At 71.9% G+C, this 22338-nt stretch carries 22 protein-coding genes; 3 read left to right on the top strand and 19 right to left on the bottom strand.

Annotated features, from left to right (window positions below):
* The first annotated feature begins 47 nt into the window (after window positions 1-47).
* Both ACZ592_RS23755 and ACZ592_RS23750 read left to right on the top strand, forming a co-directional pair.
* Window positions 48-1043, top strand: coding sequence for a GlxA family transcriptional regulator (locus ACZ592_RS23755; RefSeq protein ID WP_471583621.1), 996 nt, complete (start codon window positions 48-50; stop codon window positions 1041-1043).
* Window positions 1044-1085: 42 nt separating this feature from the next.
* A complete protein-coding gene (locus tag ACZ592_RS23750) occupies window positions 1086-2006 on the top strand; it encodes an immunity 49 family protein (RefSeq protein WP_471583620.1) in 921 nt (306 codons plus the stop codon).
* 42 nt (window positions 2007-2048) lie between these two features.
* Here ACZ592_RS23750 and ACZ592_RS23745 read toward each other — a convergent pair whose 3' ends face one another.
* From ACZ592_RS23745 to hemC, 10 genes are all read right to left on the bottom strand, one after another.
* Window positions 2049-2648, bottom strand: a complete 600-nt coding sequence (locus ACZ592_RS23745; RefSeq protein ID WP_471583619.1) for a dihydrofolate reductase family protein — start codon at window positions 2646-2648, stop codon at window positions 2049-2051.
* Between the two features lie 91 nt (window positions 2649-2739).
* Complete coding sequence (locus ACZ592_RS23740) at window positions 2740-3570, bottom strand: metalloregulator ArsR/SmtB family transcription factor (RefSeq protein ID WP_471583618.1); 831 nt, start codon at window positions 3568-3570, stop codon at window positions 2740-2742.
* A 152-nt stretch (window positions 3571-3722) separates the two neighbouring features.
* Entirely contained in the window at window positions 3723-4289 is a 567-nt protein-coding gene (locus tag ACZ592_RS23735) for a DJ-1/PfpI/YhbO family deglycase/protease (RefSeq protein ID WP_471583617.1), read from the bottom strand.
* Window positions 4290-4430: 141 nt separating this feature from the next.
* Entirely contained in the window at window positions 4431-4697 is a 267-nt protein-coding gene (locus tag ACZ592_RS23730) for a GlsB/YeaQ/YmgE family stress response membrane protein (protein WP_471583616.1), read from the bottom strand.
* A 391-nt stretch (window positions 4698-5088) separates the two neighbouring features.
* On the bottom strand, window positions 5089-5481 hold the full coding sequence (locus ACZ592_RS23725; RefSeq protein ID WP_471583615.1) for a tautomerase family protein: 393 nt from the start codon (window positions 5479-5481) through the stop codon (window positions 5089-5091).
* Between the two features lie 72 nt (window positions 5482-5553).
* Window positions 5554-6954, bottom strand: coding sequence for a C4-dicarboxylate transporter DctA (gene dctA, locus ACZ592_RS23720; protein ID WP_471583614.1), 1401 nt, complete (start codon window positions 6952-6954; stop codon window positions 5554-5556).
* Window positions 6955-7090: 136 nt separating this feature from the next.
* Entirely contained in the window at window positions 7091-8149 is a 1059-nt protein-coding gene (locus tag ACZ592_RS23715) for a tartrate dehydrogenase (RefSeq protein ID WP_471583613.1), read from the bottom strand.
* Between the two features lie 126 nt (window positions 8150-8275).
* Window positions 8276-9190, bottom strand: coding sequence for a LysR family transcriptional regulator (locus ACZ592_RS23710; RefSeq protein WP_471583612.1), 915 nt, complete (start codon window positions 9188-9190; stop codon window positions 8276-8278).
* 85 nt (window positions 9191-9275) lie between these two features.
* On the bottom strand, window positions 9276-10370 hold the full coding sequence (locus ACZ592_RS23705; protein ID WP_471583611.1) for a baeRF3 domain-containing protein: 1095 nt from the start codon (window positions 10368-10370) through the stop codon (window positions 9276-9278).
* 147 nt (window positions 10371-10517) lie between these two features.
* Window positions 10518-11453, bottom strand: coding sequence for a hydroxymethylbilane synthase (gene hemC / locus ACZ592_RS23700; RefSeq protein ID WP_471583610.1), 936 nt, complete (start codon window positions 11451-11453; stop codon window positions 10518-10520).
* 316 nt (window positions 11454-11769) lie between these two features.
* Between hemC and ACZ592_RS23695 the strand changes: the two genes are divergently transcribed.
* A complete protein-coding gene (locus ACZ592_RS23695) occupies window positions 11770-12240 on the top strand; it encodes a GNAT family N-acetyltransferase (RefSeq protein WP_471583609.1) in 471 nt (156 codons plus the stop codon).
* A gap of 58 nt (window positions 12241-12298) precedes the next feature.
* Here ACZ592_RS23695 and ACZ592_RS23690 read toward each other — a convergent pair whose 3' ends face one another.
* The 9 genes from ACZ592_RS23690 to ACZ592_RS23650 form a co-directional block, all read right to left on the bottom strand.
* Entirely contained in the window at window positions 12299-13825 is a 1527-nt protein-coding gene (locus ACZ592_RS23690; RefSeq protein ID WP_471583608.1) for an MFS transporter, read from the bottom strand.
* A gap of 13 nt (window positions 13826-13838) precedes the next feature.
* Window positions 13839-15380 (bottom strand): MFS transporter, encoded by a 1542-nt coding sequence (locus tag ACZ592_RS23685; RefSeq protein WP_471583607.1) that lies wholly within the window; start codon window positions 15378-15380, stop codon window positions 13839-13841.
* A gap of 119 nt (window positions 15381-15499) precedes the next feature.
* Window positions 15500-16093 (bottom strand): sigma-70 family RNA polymerase sigma factor, encoded by a 594-nt coding sequence (locus tag ACZ592_RS23680; protein ID WP_471583606.1) that lies wholly within the window; start codon window positions 16091-16093, stop codon window positions 15500-15502.
* Between the two features lie 115 nt (window positions 16094-16208).
* Entirely contained in the window at window positions 16209-16916 is a 708-nt protein-coding gene (locus ACZ592_RS23675; RefSeq protein WP_471583605.1) for a hypothetical protein, read from the bottom strand.
* Window positions 16917-17158: 242 nt separating this feature from the next.
* Window positions 17159-18433: a cation:proton antiporter gene (locus ACZ592_RS23670; RefSeq protein WP_471583604.1), complete on the bottom strand. Its 1275-nt coding sequence runs from the start codon at window positions 18431-18433 to the stop codon at window positions 17159-17161.
* A gap of 4 nt (window positions 18434-18437) precedes the next feature.
* Complete coding sequence (locus ACZ592_RS23665; protein WP_471583603.1) at window positions 18438-18953, bottom strand: cation:proton antiporter regulatory subunit; 516 nt, start codon at window positions 18951-18953, stop codon at window positions 18438-18440.
* Between the two features lie 130 nt (window positions 18954-19083).
* Window positions 19084-19470: a hypothetical protein gene (locus tag ACZ592_RS23660; protein ID WP_471583602.1), complete on the bottom strand. Its 387-nt coding sequence runs from the start codon at window positions 19468-19470 to the stop codon at window positions 19084-19086.
* A gap of 141 nt (window positions 19471-19611) precedes the next feature.
* Entirely contained in the window at window positions 19612-21180 is a 1569-nt protein-coding gene (locus tag ACZ592_RS23655; protein ID WP_471583601.1) for an ATP-dependent DNA ligase, read from the bottom strand.
* Between the two features lie 389 nt (window positions 21181-21569).
* The gene (locus tag ACZ592_RS23650) at window positions 21570-22088 is read right to left on the bottom strand and encodes a cupin domain-containing protein (RefSeq protein WP_471583600.1); all 519 of its coding nucleotides are present in this window, start codon (window positions 22086-22088) and stop codon (window positions 21570-21572) included.
* Between the last annotated feature and the right edge of the window lie 250 nt (window positions 22089-22338).

Genomic DNA, 22338 nt, shown 5'->3' with positions numbered 1-22338 from the left:
TAGCCTGGTGCCATGTCCATTCGGCCAGGTGAACCACGGATTCAGACATGGGTTCAGACATGAGCTCCGCCATGACGGAGCGGGTGGCCTTCCTGGTGTTCGACGGTGTGACCCTGCTCGACGTCAGCGGCCCGGGAGAGGTGCTGCACCAGGCGGGCCGGCTCGGTTCCCCCTACGACATGGTGCTGGTCTCTCCGCTCGGCGGCGACGTGCAGAGCTCCTCGGGGATGGTGCTGGGCGGCTCGACCGCGGTCGCCGACGCCGGCTCCTTCGACACGGTCGTGGTGGCGGGCGCCGACCGGCTCGCCGACCGGCCCATCGAGGACGAACTGCTCGCGGCGGCGGGAGCCCTCGCCGCACCGGCCGCCCGCGTCGCCTCCGTCTGCAGCGGCGCCTTCGTGCTCGCCGCGCTCGGCCTGCTCGACGGGCGCCGGGCGACCACACACTGGCGGCACGCCCAGACGCTTGCCCACCGCTATCCGCGGGTGCGGGTGGAGCCGGACGCCCTCTACCTCCGCGACGGGCGGTACGTCACCTCCGCGGGGATCAGCGCGGGCATCGATCTGGCGCTCGGCCTGGTGGAGGACGACCACGACGCGCACGTCGCGCGGGACATCGCCCGCGAGCTGGTCGTGTTCATGCAGCGGCCGGGCGGCCAGTCCCAGTTCTCCACGGCCATCACGACGCCGCCGGCCCGCAGCGATGTGCTCCGCGCCCTGATCGCGGCCGTGCTCGCCGACCCGGCAGGTGACCACAGCCTGCCCGCCATGGCCGCGTCCGCGGCCGTCAGCACCCGGCACCTGACCCGCCTGTTCCGCACCGAACTGGGCACGACCCCCGCCCGCTGGGTCGAACGCGTCCGCCTCGACCACGCCCAGCGCCTCCTCCTGGAAGGACACGCCGTCACCTCGGCGGCGGAGCACAGCGGCCTCGGCAGCGACGAGAGCCTGCGGCGCGCCTTCGCCCGGCACGTGGGCAGCACGCCGAGCGAGTACCGCAGACGCTTCACGACCACGCACGGGCAGGGAACCCCGCACGCATGACGGGTGTTCGTGATGTCAGTGGCGGGTGCCAGGATTGAGCTCATGACGATCAAGGACGTGGCCCGGCACGACGTGAGTGCACGGCGGATCGAACGGGCCCTGGAGGGCATCGAGTCCCGCACCCGCGGCCACTGGCACACGCTGGAGTACGACTGCTACTCCGACGAGGAGCTGCTGGCGATGCGGGACGACCTCCTCGACCACGTCGCCGCCCGCAAGGTGGCGCGCGGTGGGCTCGACGCGCCGTCACCCGCCGTGCTGCGCACGGCGGCGGAGTGCTCCCTGGGCTTCCTGGAGCTGGGCTGCTATCCCAACGGTGACCAGGAGCTCCGCTTCCCGCTCATCGACGAGAGCATCAGCAGTGAGGACAAGGACTTCGAGGCCGCGGTCGAGCACGCGTCCACGGCGGGGGACTGGCTCGACGCCTTCGCGCTGTGCGTGATCAGCGGGATGGTCTGGGAACGGGACCGCGTGGTCGGGCTGTTGCTGCGTGATCACGTGTCCACGATCATCGAGGGCGTGCCCTACTCGCGGCTGGAATCGAAGTCGGACCCGGGGGAGCGGGCGGAGATGGAGAGCCTCTCCTCCTACCTGACCCCGGCCAGTGGCCATCTGCCCCGGGACCGGCCGTCGGTGACGCTGTGCATGCCGCAGGTCGACGAGCGTCTCGACGCGGCCCTCCGGCTGAACGCGCTGGGCGCGCTGACGCCGGATCAGCGACTGTTGCGGGTGCTCGTGGAGGACGACCAGTCGGCCTTCGAAGAGGCATTGGCGGACCGCCTCGACCGGCTCCGGGAGAGTGCACCGGCCGACGCGGAGCCCCGCAGCCTGCTGCCGCACAAAACCGTCGCCCTTGTCGCGCTGGCCGTCCAGGTGCACGGCTGGGACTTGCGCGTCCGGTCCGCCTATCTGCCCCCGGACCTGCTGAGCGCCCCGGAGGGCGCGCCGGCGGTCAGCCGCTGAACCAGGGCCGGGGAGGCGAGAGGTGGGCGGACCGGTGGCGGCTCAGCGGACCCGGTCGTACACCAGCGCCGTCTCACCGAGCTCGCCGGTCTCCTGGCGCGTGGGCTTCCACCGCGAGCCCGGCAGGCCGTCCTCGAACAGGCGCTGACCACCGCCCGCGATCTCCGGGCAGACCAAGAGGTACAAACGGTCGAGCAAGTCAGCGGCGAGGAGCGCCTTGATGACGGTCGGGCTGCTGTTGGCGAGGATGTCGCCCTTGCCCTCGGCCCTGAGTTCGGCGACGACGTCGGCGACCGGGGCGTTCACCACGCGGGTGCGGTCCCAGGGCGCCTCGGTCAAGGTCGTCGACAGGACCACCTTCTCCGTCTCGGTCAGCCACTTCGCGTACCCGCGATCACGCGGATCGGCGTTCTCGTCCTCGGCGACCGTCGGCCAGAACCCCAGGAACCCCTCGGCGTTCACCCGGCCGAGCAGGGCCGTCGTCGCGTCCTGCCGGACACGGCTGAGATGGTCCCGGGCGACCTCGGTGGTCGCGTAGCGGACGATCGAGCCCAGGTCGCCAGGACCGGCGGGGCCGTTGTACCGGCCGTCGAGCGTGAGGGCGATGTTCGCTGTCACCTTGCGTGCGGTCGACTCGGTCATGGCTGTATGCCTTTCCCTGGGCGTGCGGTCGGGTGTGCGGTCAGGATGTGCTCGGGTCTGCGCTCGGGTGTGACGCTGCCTCGGTGGTGGCTTACGCCTCCTCGTCGAGCGCGGCCGCGAGCTTGTCGAGGCTCTGGCCGAAGCCGATCTCGATGCCGGCCACGAAGTCAGCGGAGTCGACGGTGCTGTCCGTGATGTGCCAGATCGCCTCTAGGTCCGTGCCGGTGGCCGCGTCGGTACCGGTGGGCCGCAGACCGAGGTCGACACGGGCGGTGAAGGCGGGCGTCCCGTCGGGGAGCAGGGGGGAGAGCCGGTAGGTCAGACGCGCGCCCGGACGTACGTCGTCGACGACCCCTTCCGCGCGTCCGGCCACCGCGTCGGAGCCGTCGGTGTCCTCAACGTCGCGGTACTCCTGGACGATCCGCCCGCCGGCCCGTGCCTCGAAGACGAGCTCGGAGACGCGGAGGTCGTCGGGCGCCCACCAACGGGCGAGCAGGGAGGCCTCGGTGAGGTGGCGCCAGACCAGTTCGGGGCGCCCCACCAGTGAGCGGACGAACCGGAAGGAGCGGCCGTCGGCCCATCCCGCGGCCTGGGCGGCGATCCGCTCGGTGTGCAGGGTCTGCCCGTGGCGCTCGTGGGTCGTGTGCGGGCCGTCGGCACGCTCCGCGGTGTCGGAGAGCCGGGTGAGCGCGGCCGCCAACTCGCGCAGCGGAGCGGACCGGAGCGTGTAGATACGACGCTGGCCGGTGCGCTGCGAGGTGACGACGCCGGCCCGTTCGAGCGTCTGCAGGTGCTTGGTCGTCTGGGGCTGGCGCGCCTCGGCGAGTTGGGCCAGCACGCCGACCGGGCGGGGCCGCTCGGCCAACAGGGTGACGAGTCGCCAGCGGGCCGGGTCGGCCAGCGCGGTGAGGAGTGCGTCCATGTCCACGAGTATTCGCCAATACGAATATTCGTGTCAAGGAATATTTGAATGCTTCGGTCGAGTGCGGCCGACGCCGGAGTGTCCGGTGGCGGACACAGCAGTGGCCGGGAGTCGCCTCCCGGCCACTGGGACTACGTCCAGGGAGCGGCGCGTCAGCCTGCCGCCCCGAGGGTGCTGTCGATGTCGCCCAGGAAGTCGTCGAGGTCGTGGGGCGTGCGCGACGTGATGAGGTCCCAGCCGTTGGCGCCGCAGTGCATGACGGGCTTGTCGACCCAAGTGCCCTTGGCGTTCCGGATGTCGGTGGCGACCGAGGCGTAGGAGGTGAGGGTCTTGCCCTCGAGGACATCGGCCTCCACCAGCAGCCACGGTCCGTGGCAGATCGCCGCCACCTTGCGGCCGGACTCGGCGAAGGAGCGGACCATCCCCACGGCGGTCTCGTCGAGCCGCAGACTGTCGGCGTTGAGGGTCCCTCCGGGCACCAGCAGCAGGTCGTACGAGGACGCGTCCGCGTCGGCGAGCTTGAGGTCGGGGCGGACGGTCTTGCCGGGGTCCTTGTCACCTACGAGGGAGTGGATCTCCTCGTCCGACACGGCGGCGACATCGACGTGCGCGCCGCGGTCGCGCAGGTGCTGCACGGGCACCACCAGCTCGTCCTGCTCGACTCCGTAGTTGGTGACGATCGCCAGAACGCGCCGGCCGTCGAGGGTGTTGTCAGCCATGACGTTGCCTTTCCTTGGTGCAGTGCAGTGCAGTGCAGTGCAGTGCAGTGCAGTGCAGTGCGGTGGGTGCTGTGCGGTTGGCGTGCCGCTCGCGGGTCGGCGCCTGCGTATGCCGTGCCTCGGCGTCGGCCCGCTCCTCGCTCAGCGGGAGGTGCGGCCGGACACCATCCGGTACACGAACAGGACGATGACCGCGCCGACGACGGCGGCGATCCACGTGGAGAGGTGGAAGAAGCCGTTGATCGAGTGCACCCCGAAGATCACCTTGCCGAGCCACCCGCCGAGCAGTCCGCCGACGATGCCGATCAGCATCGTGACGATCACTCCGCCCGGGTCCTTCCCCGGAGTCAGTGCCTTCGCGATCGCCCCTGCGATCAAGCCGACCAGAATCCAGGCGATGACGCCCACGGTGCTACCTTCCGTTCACTTTCGAAGTCGTTCGGACGCTTCCGGTACCCCTCCTCAGCATGCCCACACGCCGAGGAGCCGCCAGGCGAGCCCGGCGACCGGAGTAACCGGTGCAAGAGGCTGGTGCCCGGCTTCCCGGCCGGAATTCGGGACCAACGGCCCTTCCTGGAGGGCTGGAAGTCCTGAGGTCATCCGCTCTGTCTCTCCACCTCTTCACCCACCTCTCCACCCCCCACCTCTCCGTCTCTCTGTCTCTCTGTCTCTCTGTCGCGGAGTCGGGCGGCTGCTGTGGCCTACCGGCTCTGTTACGTCCGCGGCCCCGAGGGCATCGTCGGCGGCCTGGCCGAACGGCTCGACTGAGATCCGCCGAGGGGTCGTGCACGCACAGAGATCACGGCTGCCGGTGAAGGTACTGGGCTTCGCCGTTGCCGAGTGACCAGTCCGCGTTGTCGTTCTCGGTCAGGACGACGAACATGTTGCGTTGCTCGGTACCCGCGTACTCCTCGGCGAGCTCGGCGATGCGCCGGTACAGCGCCTGCTTCTGCGAGTCCGGCCGGCCGGACCGCAGGGTGATGGCCACGTACACGATGCCGTCATCGCGCCGCACGCCCAGGTAGGTCCCGTGACGCAGCAGCCCGTGCTGCCCGTCGTGCCCGTTCAGGATCTGGAAGTGGTCGTCGTCGGGGAACCCCATGATCTCCCCGAGCGCCTCGTGAACGGCCCGTCCCAGTGCCTTCAACCGCGGTGCGTCGCAGTGCATGGCGTCGATACGGACGAGCGGCATGGTGCCTCCAGGGTTGGTCTGCGAGGTGACACGATCACTGTACATACCAGTAGGTACAGGGATCGCTGCGGGTCACGTCGCCTTGGTGAGCGTCGTGGCCGGCTCGCCCATGCCCTCGGGCGCGCTCCTCTCGGAAGCCGGGGTCTCTGCGCGTGGACTGTGGCCGCGGAGGATGGCGTTGACGCGTGGTGCGTCGAGGGTGTTCTCCCAGCGGGCCACCACGAGCGTGGCGACGCTGTTGCCCGCGAGGTTGGTGAGCGCGCGGCACTCGGACATGAACTTGTCGATGCCGAAGATCAGCATGACGCCCGCGGCCGGGACGGTGTCGACCGTGGAGAGGGTCGCGGCGAGCGCGATGAAGCCCGCGCCGGTGACGCCTCCGGATCCCTTGGACGTGAGGATCATGACGGCGAGCAGTCCCAGCTGCTGACCGAGGCTCAGCGGGGTGTCGGTGGCCTGGGCGATGTAGAGGGTGGCCAGCGAGAGGTAGAGGGAACTCCCGTCGAGGTTGAAGGAGTAGCCGGTCGGCACGGTCAGCCCGACGATGTCACGACGGATGCCGAGGTCTTCGAGCTTGACCATGAGCCGGGGCAGCGCGCTCTCCGACGACGACGTGCCGAGGACGAGCAGGAACTCCTCGCGCAGGTGGTGCAGCAGCCGGAAGATGTTGATGCGGAGCAGGGCGGTGACGGTGCCGAGGACGACGATCACGAAGAACGCCGACGTGCCGTAGAAGAGCGCGATGAGCCGGCCGAGGCTGGTGAGCGTGGACACGCCGTACGTGCCGATGGTGTACGCCATCGCGCCGAACGCGCCGACGGGGGCGGCCAGCATCACGTAATGGAGGATCTTGAAGACCACGGCGCCGAGGCGCGTGATGCCGTCCACGATCGGCTCGCCGACCGGGCCCACGGCCTTCAGGGCGACGCCGAACAGGACCGCGAAGAAGATGACCTGGAGGATGTTGCCCTCGGCGAAGGCGCCGACGGCGCTGGAGGGCACCAGGTCGGTCAGGAAGTGCCACCAGCTCTGGTCCTGCCCGTCCTTGACGTACTGGGCCGCGTCACCTTCCAGGCGGAGTTCGCCGGGGTCGGCGTGGACGCCCGCGCCCGGTTGGAACACGTTGACGGCGACCAGGCCCACGAGCAGCGCGGTCAGCGTGCCGGCCTGGAAGTACACGAGCGACTTGAGGCCCACGCGACCGACGCGGCCGAGACTGTCGACGCTGCCGATGCCCGCCACGACGGTCAGGAAGACGATCGGCGTGATGAGCATCTTGATCGCGGAGACGAACGTGGTGCCGACCGGTTCCATCGCGGTCCCGACGCCGGGCCACAGCCACCCGGTGAGGATGCCGGACACGATGGCGCTCAGGACCCAGAAGTAGAGCTGCCGGTACCAGGGCTTGGGCCGGGACGGGAGATCGGCTGCGGACGCTGGCGGTGGGGAGGCGGAGGGCGCGGGTGCTGCCATGGCGTTACTCCTCGTCGAGGAACGATGTGCGGGCCCGGACCGGCGTGACTTCCCCGCGAGACGAGAAGGGGGGCGAAGAGACGCCGAAGAGATGCCGAAGGGATGCCGAAGGGATGCCTGAGGGAAGGGGCGACGGTCAGAGGAGTTCGAGGAACTTCTCGGTGAACTGGGCCGTGGTCGCGCTCCCGCCGAGATCCGGCGTACGGACATCGCTCTTGGCGAGGACCGCTGCGATGGTGTCGGTGACGTCCCGGGCGGCCCGCGGGTGGCCGAGGTGATCGAGCATCATCGCGGCCGACCAGATCGCGCCGAGCGGATTGGCGATGCCGCGTCCGGCGATGTCGGGCGCGGAGCCGTGCACGGGCTCGAACATCGAGGGGAACTCGCGCTCGGGGTTGAGATTGGCGGCCGGCGCGATGCCGATGGAACCCGCCACGGCGGCGGCCAGATCGCTGAGGATGTCGCCGAAGAGGTTGGAGCCCACGACCACGTCGAAGCGGGCCGGATCCAGGACGAACTTGGCGGCCAGCGCGTCGATGTGCTCCTGCTCCCAGGGCACCCTGGGATGCGCGGCGGCACGCTCGGCGGCGAGCTCGTCCCAGAACGGCATGGTGTGCACGATGCCGTTCGACTTCGTCGCCGAGGTGAGCCGCCCGCCGCGGCGCGCGGCGAGGCCGAAGGCGAAGTCGAGCACCCGGGTGACCCCGGCACGGGTGAACACCGCCTCCTGCACGGCCATTTCCTCCGGCAGTCCCCGATGGAGGCGCCCGCCGATCTCGCTGTACTCGCCCTCGACGTTCTCCCGCACGACGACGAAGTCGACCTCTCCGGCCGCCGCCGTGCGCAGCGGCCCGTCGACGCCGTCGAAGACACGGATGGGGCGCAGATTCACGTACTGGCGAAAGCCGCGCCGGATCGGGATGAGCAGCCCCCACAGCGAGACGTGGTCGGGCACGTCGGGTCGCCCGACGGCGCCGAGCAGGATGGCCTCCTTGTCACGCAGCCGGTCGAGGCCGTCCGCGGGCATCATCGAGCCCTCGCGCAGGTACCGCTCGCAGGACCAGTCGTCGTAGGAGGTCCAGGAGAAGCCGAAGCCGTGGCGGCGTCCGACGGCTTCGAGGACCTGCTGTGCCGGGGGCAGAACCTCGGTGCCGATGCCGTCGCCGGGGATCAGGGCAATGCGGTGGTTCGTCATGCGTCGATTGCAGCAACGCGGCCGTCGCGCCGTCCAAGTCGCCGTGTCGATATCGCTGATAAGGCGCGCTTATCGCTTGTCGGCCATTGCCCCACGGTCTATCGCCCGTTGCCCGTCGCTCATCGCTCATCGCGCCTCGGTCGAGGTGTCGGCCGTCGCGGCGAGCGCGGTCTTCACGAAGGCCTGCGCGGCGGGGGCGAGTCCGGTGCGGCGGCTGACCAGGGCGACGCTGAGCGTGCTGATCGGCTCGATGTCGAGTACTGCGGCACCGGCCTGCTCGGCCATCGTGCGCCAGGACTCCGTCACCACGGCCACCCCCACCCCCGCGAGCACCAACGGCAGGATGGCGACGCGGTGTTCGGTCTCGGCGGCGATGGTGAACGCGACGCCGCTGTCCCGCAGCGAGTCCACGTAGGCGCGCATGCCCGTACCCGGCTGCCCGACGATGAGCCTGCACCCTGACAGCTCCTCGCACCGCACCGAGCGACGGCCCGCGAAGGGCCCGTCACCGGGGGCCACCAGCACGAATCGCTGTTCACCCACCGTGTACGACACCACGTCCTTGCCGGTCGGTCCGTCGGGCAGGGGACCCGGCGCTGCCAGGAGGCCCAGCTCGGCGGCCCCCGTGCGGACCATGTCGACGACGTCCTGAGACGTGAAGGCGGCCTTGACGGCGACTGCCACGCCGGGCCAACGTCTGCTGAAGGCGCGGATCATGGTGGTCAGCGGCTCCACCGCCTGGGACGGCATCGCGGCCACGTCGAGGCGCCCCTCGCGCAGCTCGTGCACCGCGGCGACACTGGCGCGTGCGGTACGCAGACTGCGGACCGCAGCTCGTGCCGGTTCGATCAGCGCGTGACCCGCCTCGGTGAGGACGGCGCGGCGGCCGATCCGGTGGAAGAGCTCGCCGCCCAGGTCGCGCTCCAGTGACCGGACGGCCTGCGAGAGGGCGGGCTGGGACACGTACAACCGCGACGCGGCCCGGTTGAATCCGCCCTCGTCGACGATGGCGAGGAAGTACTCCAACTGCCGGACGTCCATGGCGCCATCATCCCCCGGGCGCCGCGTCCTTCGGCGTGCGGCCCCTCAGCGTCGCGGGGCGCGGGCCAGTGCCACAGGTCGCAGGTCAGTACCGCAGGGCGCAGGCGATCCGTCCCCGGTCGGTGAGCGTGCCCCCGGCCAGGAAGCGGACCCGGGCCCCGCCGTCCAGGGCCCGCTCGACGATCTCGTCCACGATGTCGTCCCGGGCGTCGAGGTCGCCGCTCTCGGCGGGCACCAGGTGCCCGCCCTGATCCCGTACGGTCGCCCGGTAGCTGTCCTCGACGGCCAGCAGCTCGACGCGGTTGCCCATCGCGTTCTGCCAGACCTCGTCGAGCCCGGCCGCGTACTGCTTCCGGCCCTGGGCGGAGTCCAACGCCTCGAGCGTCGCCTCCTCCTCGCTCCTGTCGCGGTCGGCGAGCGCGGGGAGCACGGCCTCGTGGACCGCCGCCGCAGGTCCCCGCGCCAGACCGCCGTGCCGGATCTGCGTGGCCTTGTGGGTGGCCGTGCCGACATCGCCGAGCAGGGCGAGAGCGGCCGCCTCGCCCGCCACCAGCAGCGGCCGCGGATCCGCGGTGAGCACGGTCGCCAGGGCCTGGTCCGCCTCGCGCAGGAACGCGCGGGTCTGCTCGCCCTGGAAGGTGCTCGGCAGGTCGCCGATCCGCTCCTTGCGCTGCGCGTCGGGGTCCTCGAGGCTGCGGGTCAGCGGGAAGCCGTCCGCCCGGTGCTCGGCGACGCGCTCAGGGGTGCCGTTCCAGAGCGTGACGCGGTCCGCGGAGACGGCGAGGACCCAGTACGGGCGCTCGGCCGCCTGGGCCGCGACGAGATTGCGGGTCAGGAACGTGTCGGCGAGCACCACCCTGGCCGGCACCGTGCGGGTCAGGGACCACACCTGGTGCTCCCCGGGCGCCGCGAGGACGACCAAGCCCTCCTCGGCGTGCACCAGGTCCACCTCGTCCAGCGCCTGGTCCAGTTGCCCGGCGACGTCGGCCGCACGTTCGGCGGTGACGGCAGGGTCGGCCCGCAGCCGCTCCTTGGCCTCGGCGACGAGGTTGCGCAGGCGCACCGGATCCTGTGCGTTGTCCGGCTCTCTGCGGTGCGTGGGAAGCACCACGGTGACGGCGGGGTAGGGGCGCGGTTTCCGCAGCTCGGCCAGGGTGGCGGAGGTCAGTGAGCGCTGCATGGGGGCCCTTCCCGGACGAGGTGTTCTATGTGGCCTTCTGTGCCGCCTTGCACGATATGACGGAATCAGCGGCCAGGCACCTCGTCCCCGGGGAGGGGGCGGAGCGAGGCTGCCGGAGGCCTCCCGCCGCGCCGCCCGCGCGGTGTGTCAGTGGGCGATGCCGTCGATCAGGTCGCGAGCGCCCTGGCGCAGCAGCGCGACGGCGACGGACGTGCCCAGGGTCGCGGGGTCGAGCGGGCCCGCCCACTCGTGCGCGTTGAGCACCGTCTTGCCGTCGGGCGTGAACACGCAGGCGCGCAGCGAGAGGTCACCACCGCGCTCCGAACGCGCGTACCCGGCGATCGGCGAGTTGCAGTGTCCCTGCAGGACGTGCAGGAACATGCGCTCGGCGGTCGCCTCCCGCCAGGCGGCCCGGTCGCCGAGGTCCGACACGGCGTCGATGGTGGCGGTGTCGTCCTCGCGGCACTGCAGGGCGAGGATGCCCGCACCGATCGGCGGGCACATCGTCTCCACCGACAGGATCTCGCTGGCCAGCTCGGGACGGCCGATGCGGTCCAGGCCCGACTGGGCGAGCAGCAGCGCGTCGGCGTCGCCCGCGGCGAGCTTCGCCAGCCGCCGGCCCGCGTTGCCCCGCATCGGAACGCACTCCAACTCCGGGTGCGAGGCGGCCAGCTGCGCCACGCGGCGGACCGAGGACGTGCCGATGCGGGTCCCCGCGGGCAGCTCGTCCAGGGTGAGCCCGCCGGGGTGGATGAGCGCGTCCCTGATGTCGTCCCGCTTCAGGAACGCCGCGAACGTGGTGCCCGCCGGCAGCGGCCGGTCCGCGGGCACGTCCTTCACGCAGTGCACCGCGAGGTCCGCCTCTCCGGCGAGCAGCGCGGCGTCGACCTCCTTGGTGAAGGCTCCCTTGCCGCCGAGCGCCGCCAGATCGCCCATCCAGCGGTCCCCGGACGTGGTGACCGGCACGACCTCGGTACGGACGCCCGGGTGCAGCGCGGCGAGTTCGGCGCGGACGCGCTCCACCTGGGCGAGGGCCATGGGGGAGGAGCGGGAGACGATGCGGATGAGCTCAGGAACGGACATGTGCTCCACGATAAGGGCTCCCGAGGGGTGCCTCGGACAGGCGTCCAACTGATCAAAGGACCTTCGGTGCGGGGGAGTTGGTGTGCGGCGGGCGGACGTGGCGCCACGTGGGGGCGCGCCTGCCGGGGGCGCCGGGGGAGTCCGCGGGGCGCCGTGGGGGCGTGGCACCTGGGACCTGCCGAGCGCCGGAGGACGTACCGACCGGGGCGCGGGGCGCGCCCGCCTGCTCGTCTCGGCATGCGCCGGCGGCGGCCGCCTCATAGCGTGAGGTGCACGAAGCGACGGCCGAGCGCCGTGTCCGCCCCTGGGAGGCCCCATGTCGACCCCTGACGCGCCGGAGCGTCCCGCGATCGGCCTCGCGCCGATGGCGGCCACCCATCTGGCCGACGTCCTCGCCCTGGGCCGCCGGGTCTACGACACCTCCGTGAAGCCGTACACGTCCTGGTCCCTGTCGGCGATCGCCGGGCACATGGACGACGAGGCGTCCGCTTGCTGGGTCGCGATGGACGGAGAGCGCCTGGCCGGGTTCGTCCTCGGATCGATGGGCTTCGACCACCGCCCCGACTGGGGCAACCTGGAGTGGATCGCGAGCGCCCCTGAGTACCAGGGACGGGGCATCGCGAGCCGTCTGGTGAAGGCCTGCTGTGCGACGCTCACGGAGGCGGGCGCGAGCGCCGTCGTGACCGACGTCGAGTCCCGCAACACGGCGTCGGCCGCCCTGATGCGGCGCAACGGCTTCGAGGCGAGCGTGTCGGTGACGCTGTTCGTCCGCGAGATGCCGCGGTAACACGCCGAGGCGCGCCACCCGAGCCGTCGGAAACACGGCCCGGTGTATCCCTCCCGGATCACCTCTGCGCACGGCCTCCGGGTTCCAGCGGCGGAGCCTGGACGCCCAGGCAGGTCTTGCACTGCGGCTCGTTGCCGCGCTCCCCGTGCCAGGCGTCCGCGCGCGGCCGGACGAAGACCGCGGCGGCGGCCGAGGCGAGGACGAACAGCGCCGCGCAGCCCACGGCCGCCTTGCCGAACGAGGTGTTCAGCGCGTCCGGGTCCGTGTACGCCGTGCCGGACAGGCCGACCGCGAGGGGGAGTCCGGCCACGACGAGGAGCTGCGCGATGCGCGCCGCCGTGTTGTTGACGCCGCTGGCGAGCCCCGCGCGGCTCGCGTCCACCGAGGCCAGCACGGTGGCCGTGAGCGGCGCGACGAACAGGCTCATGCCGAGGCCGAGGACGACCACCGCGGGCAGCACCTCGGTGACGTACCCCGCGCCGGGCCGCACCCGCAGCATCAGCAGCACCCCGGCGGCCGCCACCAACGGCCCCGCGACGAGCGGCAGTCGCGGGCCGAGGCGCCGCGCGAGGTCACCGGCGGACGCGGAAAGGAGCAGCATCAGGACGGTGATCGGCAGCGTCGCCGTGCCGGCCTGCAGCGCGTCGTACCCGAGCGTCGTCTGCAGCTGTACCGGCAGCATGAACAGGATGCCGCCGATGGCCGCGTACAGGCACAGCGTCATGATGTTCGCCGCGGTGAACAGGCGCGAGCGGAACAGTTCGAGAGGCATCATCGGAGCGCGCCTGCGGTGCTCGACCACGAGGAACGCGAGGCCCGCCGCGAGGCCCAGGACCCCCGGCAGAACGGTGCCCGCCGTCGACGTGTCGCCGGACGCCCCGATCAGCGCGAAGCTGACGCCCGCGAGGAAGAGCGCGGCCAGGCACGCGCCGGGCACGTCGAACGGCCGCCGGGCCGCCTCCTCGTCGCGGCTCTCGGGCACGTGCCGCACCGCGAAGAGCACCAGCGCGGCCAGCGGTACGTTGATCAGGAAGATCCACCGCCACCCGGGCCCGTCGATCAGCCAGCCGCCCAGGAACGGACCGATCGCCCCCGCCACACCGCCGAGCCCCGACCACGCGCCCACCGCGCGGGCCTGGTCCTCGGTCCGGTACGAGGCGCGGACGAGCGCGAGCGAACCGGGCGTCAGCAGCGCGCCCCCGATGCCCTGCAGCGCACGGGCCGCGATCAGTGTCCCGGCGTCCTGCGCGAGCCCGCACAGCGCGGACGCGGCCGCGAACCACACGACGCCGATGACGAGCGTGCGCCGCCTCCCGATGCGGTCTCCCAACGCCCCGCCGAGCAGCAGCAGGGCCGAGAGCGTGAGCATGTAGGCGTTGACGACCCACTGCAGCGCGGAGATCGAGGTGTCGAGGTCCCTGCCGAGGGTCGGCAGGGCGACGTTGACGACCGTGCCGTCGAGCATGGCCATGCCCGAGGAGAGCACCGCGCACGCGAGGACCCAGCGGCCGCGGGCGGACGCCAGCGCCACACCGCCCTCGGGGGCCGGGGCCGCGCGCGGAGTCGGGACCGGACCGGAAGCCATCGCGTCACCCGCCCTACATGTGGACCGCGCCGCCGTCCGTCTCCGTCGGCACCGGCGCACCTCTGCGGTACAGGACGACGGTAACGACGAGGCCGATCGCGAAGAAGAGAGCCGACCACCAGTACGCGGTCGAGTACGACTGCATCGCCGCCTGTGCCTGCACCTGGGGTGAGGGCTGCTTGCCCACCAGGTAGTTGGACGCGGCCGTGGTCGCGAGCGTGTTGAGCAGGGCGGTGCCGATCGAACCGCCCACCTGCTGGCTGGTGTTGACCATGGCGGAGGCCACGCCCGCGTCGTGGGCCGCGACCCCGGCGGTCGCCATGCTCATCGCCGGGGCGAAGACGAGGCCGAGGCCGAGCCCCGCGACGAGCAGCGGCGGCAGCACGTGGGCCGCGTACCCGCTGGTGACGTCGAGGGCGGTGAGCCAGGCCATGCCGGCGGCGGCGAGCCCCATGCCCAGCGGCACGATGGGCTTCGCGCCCATCCGCGGCACCAGGTTGTTGGTGGTCACCACCGACGCCACGACCATCACCGCGACCATGGGCAGGAAGGCCAGACCGGTCTTGACGGGGGTGTACTCCAGGATCTGCTGGAGGTAGTACGTGAGGAAGAGGAACACGCCGAACATGCCGGCGCCCGAGATGAACATCGCGAGGAACGACGCCCCGCGGTCCCGGTCGAGGACGACGCGCAGGGGCAGCAGCGGGTGCGTGGCGCGCGTCTGCCACCACGCGAACGCCATCAGGAGTACGGCGCCGACGACCAGGAATCCCCAGGTCTGGACGTCGCTCCAGGCGTGGGTCTCCGCGTTGGAGAAGCCGTAGACGATGCAGAACAGGCCCGCCGACACCAGCACGGTGCCGGGCACGTCCAGCTTGGGCCGGTCCGGGGGAGCGCCCGCGTGCAGCAGGCGCGCTCCGCCGATCATGGCGATGACGGCGAACGCGAGGTTCACGTACAGGCACCAGCGCCAGTTCAGGTACTCGGTGAGGACACCGCCGAGCAGCAGGCCCACCGCACCGCCCGCGCCGGCGATCGCGCCGTAGATGCCGAACGCCTTGGCGCGCTCGCGGGCGTCGGTGAACGTGGTCGTGAGCAGCGAAAGGGCCGCCGGCGCGAGCAGCGCGCCGAACAGACCCTGCAGGGCGCGGGCGGCCACCAGCATGGAGAAGCTGTTCGCCGCGCCGCCGATCGCGGACGCCACCGCGAACCCGGCCAGTCCCGCGAGGAAGACGATCTTGCGTCCCACGAGGTCGGCGATGCGGCCGCCGAGCAGCAGCAGGGAGCCAAAGGCGAGCGCGTACGCCGTGACGATCCACTGCCGGTTTCCGTCGCTGAACCCCAGATCGCGCTGGGCCGAGGGCAGCGCGATGTTCACGATCGTCGCGTCGAGGACGACCATGAGCTGGGCGATGCCGACCACGGCGAGGATCAGCCAGCGGTGTTCGTGACGCCCGCCGCCGGTGTACGGCACGGAGCCGCTCGACGGTTCGGACCCGCGCGCGGGTCCCGGCGTGGGGACGGGGTCAGGCGCGGGCACGGCTTCACGGTCCATGGTGGCCTCCAGATACCCCCGCCCCACGCTAAACGCCCTGGTCGGGTGGCGCGACCGGGGATCTTCGCCCCCGTGCCGGGGCCTCGGAGAGGGAAGGCCCCGGCACGGCGGGGGACCTGTCAGGCCGTGCGGTCCGCCGCGAGCAGCAGCTCGCTCACGCGCTCCCTGGCCCGTGCCACCCGCGAGCGCACGGTGCCGATCGGACAGCCCACGGCGGCCGCCGCGTCCGCGTACGGCAGGCCGGCGAGCTGGGTCAGGACGAACGCCTCACGGCGCGGCGCGTCGAGCGTCTCCAGGAGATCGAGCAGGGCCACGCCCTCCTCGAACCCGGGTACGCCGCGGGGCTGGGCCCGCTCGGCGGCCGCCTGCCAGTCGCCGGTGTCGGCGATCCGGGGCCGGGCCGCGGCCGAGCGGAAGCGGTCGGCGACGGTCCGTCGCGCTATGGCGAGCAGCCAGGTGCGCGCGCTGGCGCGGGCGGCGTATCCGTGCAGCGCGGTCAGGGCCCGCAGGTACGTCTCCTGGGTCAGGTCGTCGGCGCCGTGCACGTCGCCGCTGAGGTGGGCCACGAAGCGCCAGACGTCGCGCCGGGTGGCCTGCACGAAACGCTCGAACGCCTGGTTGTCGCCGTCGCGGGCCGCCAGCGCCCACTGGGTGATGAGGTCGTCATGGGCCGCGTCCGCGTGGGGACGTGAGCGGACAAGGGCAGGAGTCATCGCAGAAGGTCCTTCGGTGAAGGGAGTCCGGGAATGCGGCGCGGACGCACGGCGGGTCAGTGCCCGCGTGCGTGGACGCCGAAGATCCGCCCGGCACCGAGGGGTGCGGGCGGTTTCAGGAACTGACCGGAAGGACCGGTGGACCTCTGCGGGAGACGACGTATTGAAGAAGGACCCCGCGCAGCCGCGGCACGGGGACGAGTGCGCCGACGTGCGGCGGCGCCGGGGGAAGGGCCGCGACCAGGGTCGCGAGAACGCATCGCAGCGGTACGAAGAGGGCCGCGGCGAGCGCGCGACCGGTACGGAAGACGGCCGCTTCGCCGCGCCACAGCCACAGGGCGCAGAGCAGGGCGGCGAGGACGTGGGCGAGGAACATGCCGAAACCGCCGTGCCCGAACACGGACATGATCCAGTGGGCGGCACCCTCGTCCGGCATGGTGGCGGAGTGCGGCGAAGCGGCGGACAGTCCGGCGCCGGACGACGGCATGGTGTTCGGCATCGGGTGGTTCACGTGATTCATGCCGTCGCCGCCGCGAACCGGCGACGCGCCCGTGCCCGTCGACGTGCCCATCCGCTGTGCCAGGGAGAAGAGTTCGTGCAGGGACAGTTGCGCGGCGACCGTCGCGCCGATGACGGTCGACGCCCCGCGCTCGCGCCCGGTCAGCCACCACGCGGCGGCCGCCGTGGCGGCGAACGCGTATCCCACCGCCCACCAGGGCAGTGCGGCACCGGACATGAGTGCGTGGCCGAGGGCCGTCGCCACCACGCACACGGCCGCGAACACCGCGGCTCGTGCGAGGCGGAAGGCGGGCCCTGAGGTCATGGGGAGCATCGTGCCAGGCGGCGGCGGAGCCGCGGTCGGCAAGTCCTCAAGGCGCCCGAAGTGTGCGGTACTGTCCCGATTCGCCGCCGCATGCCCGGCGTTGGGTGACCGCATGCCCAACGGTGCGACGAGGGCCCCGGTCGGCGCGGGCAGCCGTCCCGGACGGCACGGGGATCTCCTTCCGCGTGCCGTCCGCGGGGCGTTGCTCCTGGGAGCGGCCGGTAGCTGGGAGCGGTCGGCCGTCAGGACCGGTCGGTCGCGTCCCGTCCGTCCAAGGCCTCGACCGTTTCCCGCGGCCCGGGGACCTGCGGGGCCGCGGTCCCACCACCGGACCCGGTGTCGGCGGTCTTGCTCCGGCGGGTTAGCACGCCGCCCACGTAGCCCGCGATGGGCTGCGTGTAACGGGCGGTCAGGGGGCCGACGATGACGAGGATCAGGACGTACGCCGTCGCCAGCGGCCCCAGCGACGGCTCGATGCCCGCGGTGACCGCGAGCCCCGCGATGACGATGGAGAATTCGCCCCGCGCCACCAGCGCGCCGCCCGCCCGCCAGCGGCCCTTGACCGAGACGCCGGCACGGCGGGCCGCCCAGTAGCCGGTCGCGATCTTCGTCAGCGCGGTGACCACGGCGAGCGCGAGCGCGGGCAGGAGCACCGGCGGAATGCTCGACGGGTCGGTGTGCAGCCCGAAGAAGACGAAGAAGACGGCGGCGAAGAGGTCCCGCAGCGGTGCCAGCAGCGAGTGCGCTCCCTCGGCGACCTCACCGGACAGCGCGATGCCGACCAGGAACGCGCCGACGGCGGCGGACACCTGGAGCTGCTGCGCGATCCCCGCGACGAGGATGGTCAGACCGAGGACGACGAGGAGCAGTTTCTCCGGGTCGTCACTGGAGACGAACCGCGAGATGAGCCGCCCGTAGCGCACCGCGATGAACAGGACGATCCCGGCCGCGCCCAGCGCGATGGCGAGGGTGAGACTGCCCGCGGCGAGGCCGACACCCGCGAGCAGGGCGGTGATGATCGGCAGATAGACGGCCATCGCCAGGTCCTCGAGGACGAGGATGCTCAGGATGACGGGGGTCTCGCGGTTGCCGACCCGGCCGAGGTCGTTCAGGACCTTGGCGATGACGCCGGACGACGAGATCCAGGTGACGCCTGCGAGTACGACGGCGGCGACCGGGCCCCAGCCCATGAGCAGCGCGGCGACGGCACCCGGCAGGGCGTTCAGCGTGCAGTCGACCAGCCCGGCCGGGTACTGGGTCTTGAGGTTGCTGACGAGGTCGCTGGCCGTGTACTCGAGGCCGAGCATCAGCAGCAGCAGGATGACGCCGATCTCGGCGCCGATCGCGACGAACTCCTCGCTCGCGCCGAGCGGCAGCAGCCCGCCCTCGCCGAACGCGAGTCCGGCCAGCAGGTACAGCGGGATCGGCGAGAACTGGAAGCGGCCCGCGAACCGGCCGAGCAGTCCCAGGGCGAGGATGATCGCCCCGAATTCGATCAGAAAGACAGCGGAATGCACGCGATCACTCCCTGCCGAGTATCGTCGCCGCGGTCTCCACGCCTTCGCGCGTCCCGATGACGATGAGGGTGTCGCCGCCGGCGAGGCGGAAGTCCGGGGCCGGTGACGGGATGGCGTCGGCCCGCCGGAGCACGGCCACGATGGAGACGCCGGTCTCGGTACGCATCCGGGTCTCGCCGAGGAGCCGCCCGTTCCAGTGCGACGTCGCCGACAGCAGCACGCGCTCGGCGACCAGCCCCAGGTCGGTGGTGTGGAGCAGGTTCGGGCTGTGGTGCGACGGCATCAGGGCGTCGATCAGCGCGTCCGCCTCGCCCGAGCTCAGTCGCGTGGACAGGGCACACTCGTCCGGATCGTCGGAACGGTAGGCGCTCAGTGTCCGGGCGCCGTCCCGGTGGGCGACCACCGAGAGGCGCTGCTGTTCTCGGGTCGTGAGGTCGTAACGGATGCCGATGCCTGGAAGCGGCGTACGGCTGAGTCGTGAAGCGGGCACGGCTTCTCCCCTTGCGTGATGGATGATCATCCCCCGCTGTCACCCTATCGGGGCCAAGGATTGGCAAAATCCCGCCGATGCCGCCAGGGCCCGTCCGGCCGGCGGCCCCCGCGCCGTGGCGGTGCCGCCGGCCGGACGGACCGGGGGAGAGGACGGTGGGTCAGTCGGTGAGGGTGACGCAGGGGAGCCCCACGCTCTCGCCGCCGCGGAAGCCCTCCGCGCAGAGCCGGGTGCCGGCCGGGAAGTGCCGCTGGGGGTAGGCCTGGTCCCGGTAGGTTCTGAACTTGTCGACGTCCTCGACCTTGGTGTTGGCGCTCCAGCCGTTGGTGGTCCACACGCGCGCGCTGATGCGGTGCGGCTGGTTGGTGTTGATGACCGACACCTCGACCCGGCCCAGGTAGGTCCCGGAGTCATAGGTCTCGATGCAGACCGCGTTGTTGCACCACTTGCCGTCGGCGGCCGCCGAAGGGCCCGTGGCGATCAGGCAGCCGAGGGCCGCGGCCACGGCCCCGATTCCCGCGGCGAGCTTCTTGGTGATGTTCTGCATGGCGAGCGACCCTCAAGCCTTCTTCATGGCCCCGCGACCAGGCACGGGGTGCTGTCGGTTGGTGTCCTGCGGGGCCGGGGTCCACCGCCACGGCGACGTCCGCACGGTCCCGCGCGGACCAACGCGACACAAGATCATGAGTTACGCGGGGTCGGGCTCGGTGCCGGGCCCCGCGCCGGGTGCGCTCCGCAGGACCGTCTCGACCGAGTCCGCCTCCTCGGGGGACTTGTCCTCGCGGTAGCGCACGACCCGGGCGAAGCGGAGAGTGACACCTGCCGGGTAGCGGGTGGACTTCTGCAGGCCGTCGTAGGCGATCTCCACGACGAGCTCGGGGCGCACCGTGACGACGTAGCCGCTCTCGTCGACGGCCAGCTCCTGGAGACGCACCGTCTGCCAGGCGAGCATCTCGTCCGTCATCCCCTTGAAGGTCTTGCCCAGCATGGCGAACGTGCCGTCGGGCCGCCGGGCGCCCAGGTGCAGGTTGGAGAGCTTGCCGGTGCGGCGGCCGTGGCCCCACTCGGCGGCCAGGACCACCAGGTCCAGCGTGTGGACGGGCTTGACCTTCAGCCAGGAGGCGCCCCGGCGGCCCGCGCTGTACGGGGCGTCGAGCGCCTTGAGGACGACCCCCTCGTGACCGCGCCCCAGCGTGGCCTCGAAGAACTCCTGGGCCTCACCGCGCAGCCGCTCGTCGGCCGGGTCCGTGACGAGGGCGCGCCGCACCCGCATCGGCTCGGGCACCAGGGCCGCCAGTTCCGCGTGACGTTCGGTGAACGGCAGATCGAGCAGGTCACGGCCGGCCACGGACAGGGCGTCGAAGAAGACGGGGGAGAGGGGCAGTTCCGCGGCCGCCGCCGTCACGTCGACGCGGGAGCCGACGCGCCCCGCGATCTCCTGGAACGACCGGGGCCGCCCGCTGTCGTCCAGCGCGATGACCTCGCCGTCCAGGATGAAGGCGGACCCCGCGAGGCCGCGCGCCGCGGCGGTCAGCTCGGGCAGCCGGTCGGTGATGTCGTCGAGGGTGCGTGTGTAGACGCGTACGTCGTCACCGTTCCGGTGGACCTGCACACGGATGCCGTCCAGCTTCTCCTCGACCGCGCACGCCCCCACCTTGTCGATGCCCGCGTCGACCGACGCGGCGCTGTGCGCGAGCATCGGCTGTACGGGACGGCCCACCGTCAGCCGGAACTCGTCCAGCGCCGCCGGGCCGCGCGCGAGCAGCGCCTGGGCCACGGGACTCACCGAACCGGCGAGCATCACCGAACGCCGCACCGCTGCCGACGGAGTCTCCGTGGCGACCGCGAGCCCTTCGACGGCCACGGCGTCCAGCGCGCCCTGCCGGACCTCGCCGGTGAGCAGCCCGGTCAGGAACCGCTGCTCGTCGGCGGTCGCGGCACCCATCAACTCCCCGACCAGGCGCCGCCGCTCGGCCTGCGAGCCACTGCCGGACACCGCACCGGCGGCGGTCAGCGCCGCGTCCACGCCGCGTACCGTCAGCGTCGCCTCGCCGGCGGGCGGCGGCCCGTCCTTGAGCACGCTCCAGCCGATGCCGAGCCTCCCCTGCGGCAGCCGTCCCGACAGATAGGGGATGGCGATCGGCACGTCGTCCGGCTCGGCGGCCCGGAACAGCTCCGCGAGCAGGGCGATCTTCCGGGACCGAGCCGAGGTGGCGGCCACTTCCTTGGAGACGTGCGCGAGCCGGGCGAGGAGCATGAACCCATCGTGCATCGGGGCCGGGCGTGGCGCATGGTCACGGGGCCGGCCGGAGTGGCGGGGGCAGACGGGGCCGTGGCGTCGGGTGTCCGGACATCATCGGAAGGCGGACAGGGCGAGCGGTGGCCGGTGCTGTCGTAGCGGAGGCCACCCGGTGATCAGAGAGCAGAAGTACCCCGAGACAGCCGATCGCCGCGCTGTTCTGGTTGCTCGACGGCGCCACGACGGCACCATGAAGCCGCCGGTACTGACCGTCGGCGAGCCGGGACCGGTAGGTCTCGGCGGTCAGAACACTGACGGGTTCGGCGACGATGAGCGGCAGGAAGCGATCGAGGTCCGACGTGGCTGTGGGGCGGAAGATCACGGAATCCGGACTCACGCGCACATCCTCATTCCGCCTCGGGCCCGAAGTCCTCGGCGAAGTAGCTGTCGTGGCGGACACGGAACTCCTTGAGCTCCTCGGGGCCCCGCCGCGCCACCTCGGCGACTTGTTCGAAGTACTCCTCGCGCGGGGCGCCCGGGGAGAAGAGCATGAGCATGGACATGGGCTCGTCGGTCACGTTCTTGAAGGCGTGCAGGCCGCCGACCGGGACGTAGAGGAAGTCGCCCTCGCGGCCGGTGACCCACTTCTCGCCGTCGAACAGCTCCAGTTCGCCGGAGAGGACGTAGAAGGACTCCGACATCGCCCGGTGGAAGTGGGTCTGTGCCCCGGCGGACCGAGGGCCCAACTCCGCCTTGTAGAGACCGAACTCGCCACCGGTCGACTCGTGGGTGGCGAGGTAGTGGGTCGCCCCGCCGGGTGAGGAGACCTCCGGAGGGGTGTCGGCCGTGCGGAAACTCGCGCTCACCTCACCTCTGGCGCCGTGGTACCGGGGCTTCGGGTACACGAGGTCTTCCGAGTACGACATGACGTGCTCCTTCGCTGAGTGACCGAGCCAGTGGGTCCCTGCGGCACTGAGTCCCTGCGCTGAGTCACCTGGTGATTCGCCGTCGAGCGGCGGGTCTTGACCGGTCGGCGGCCCTTCACCGGCATGGTGTCTCGCGCGCCCGGGAGGGAGCATCGGACTTGCGGACGACGTGGGGCGGGTCCGGGGCGGAGGGCCGGGGGCCTAGGGCATTGGTCGGAGAGGGACCTGACCGTCCAGCGATCCGGCCGGG

The organism is Streptomyces sp. NPDC040622, assembly GCF_055593965.1.
The sequence above is the reverse complement of the archived record's forward strand: the minus strand, read 5'-3'. Positions and strand labels throughout refer to the sequence as shown.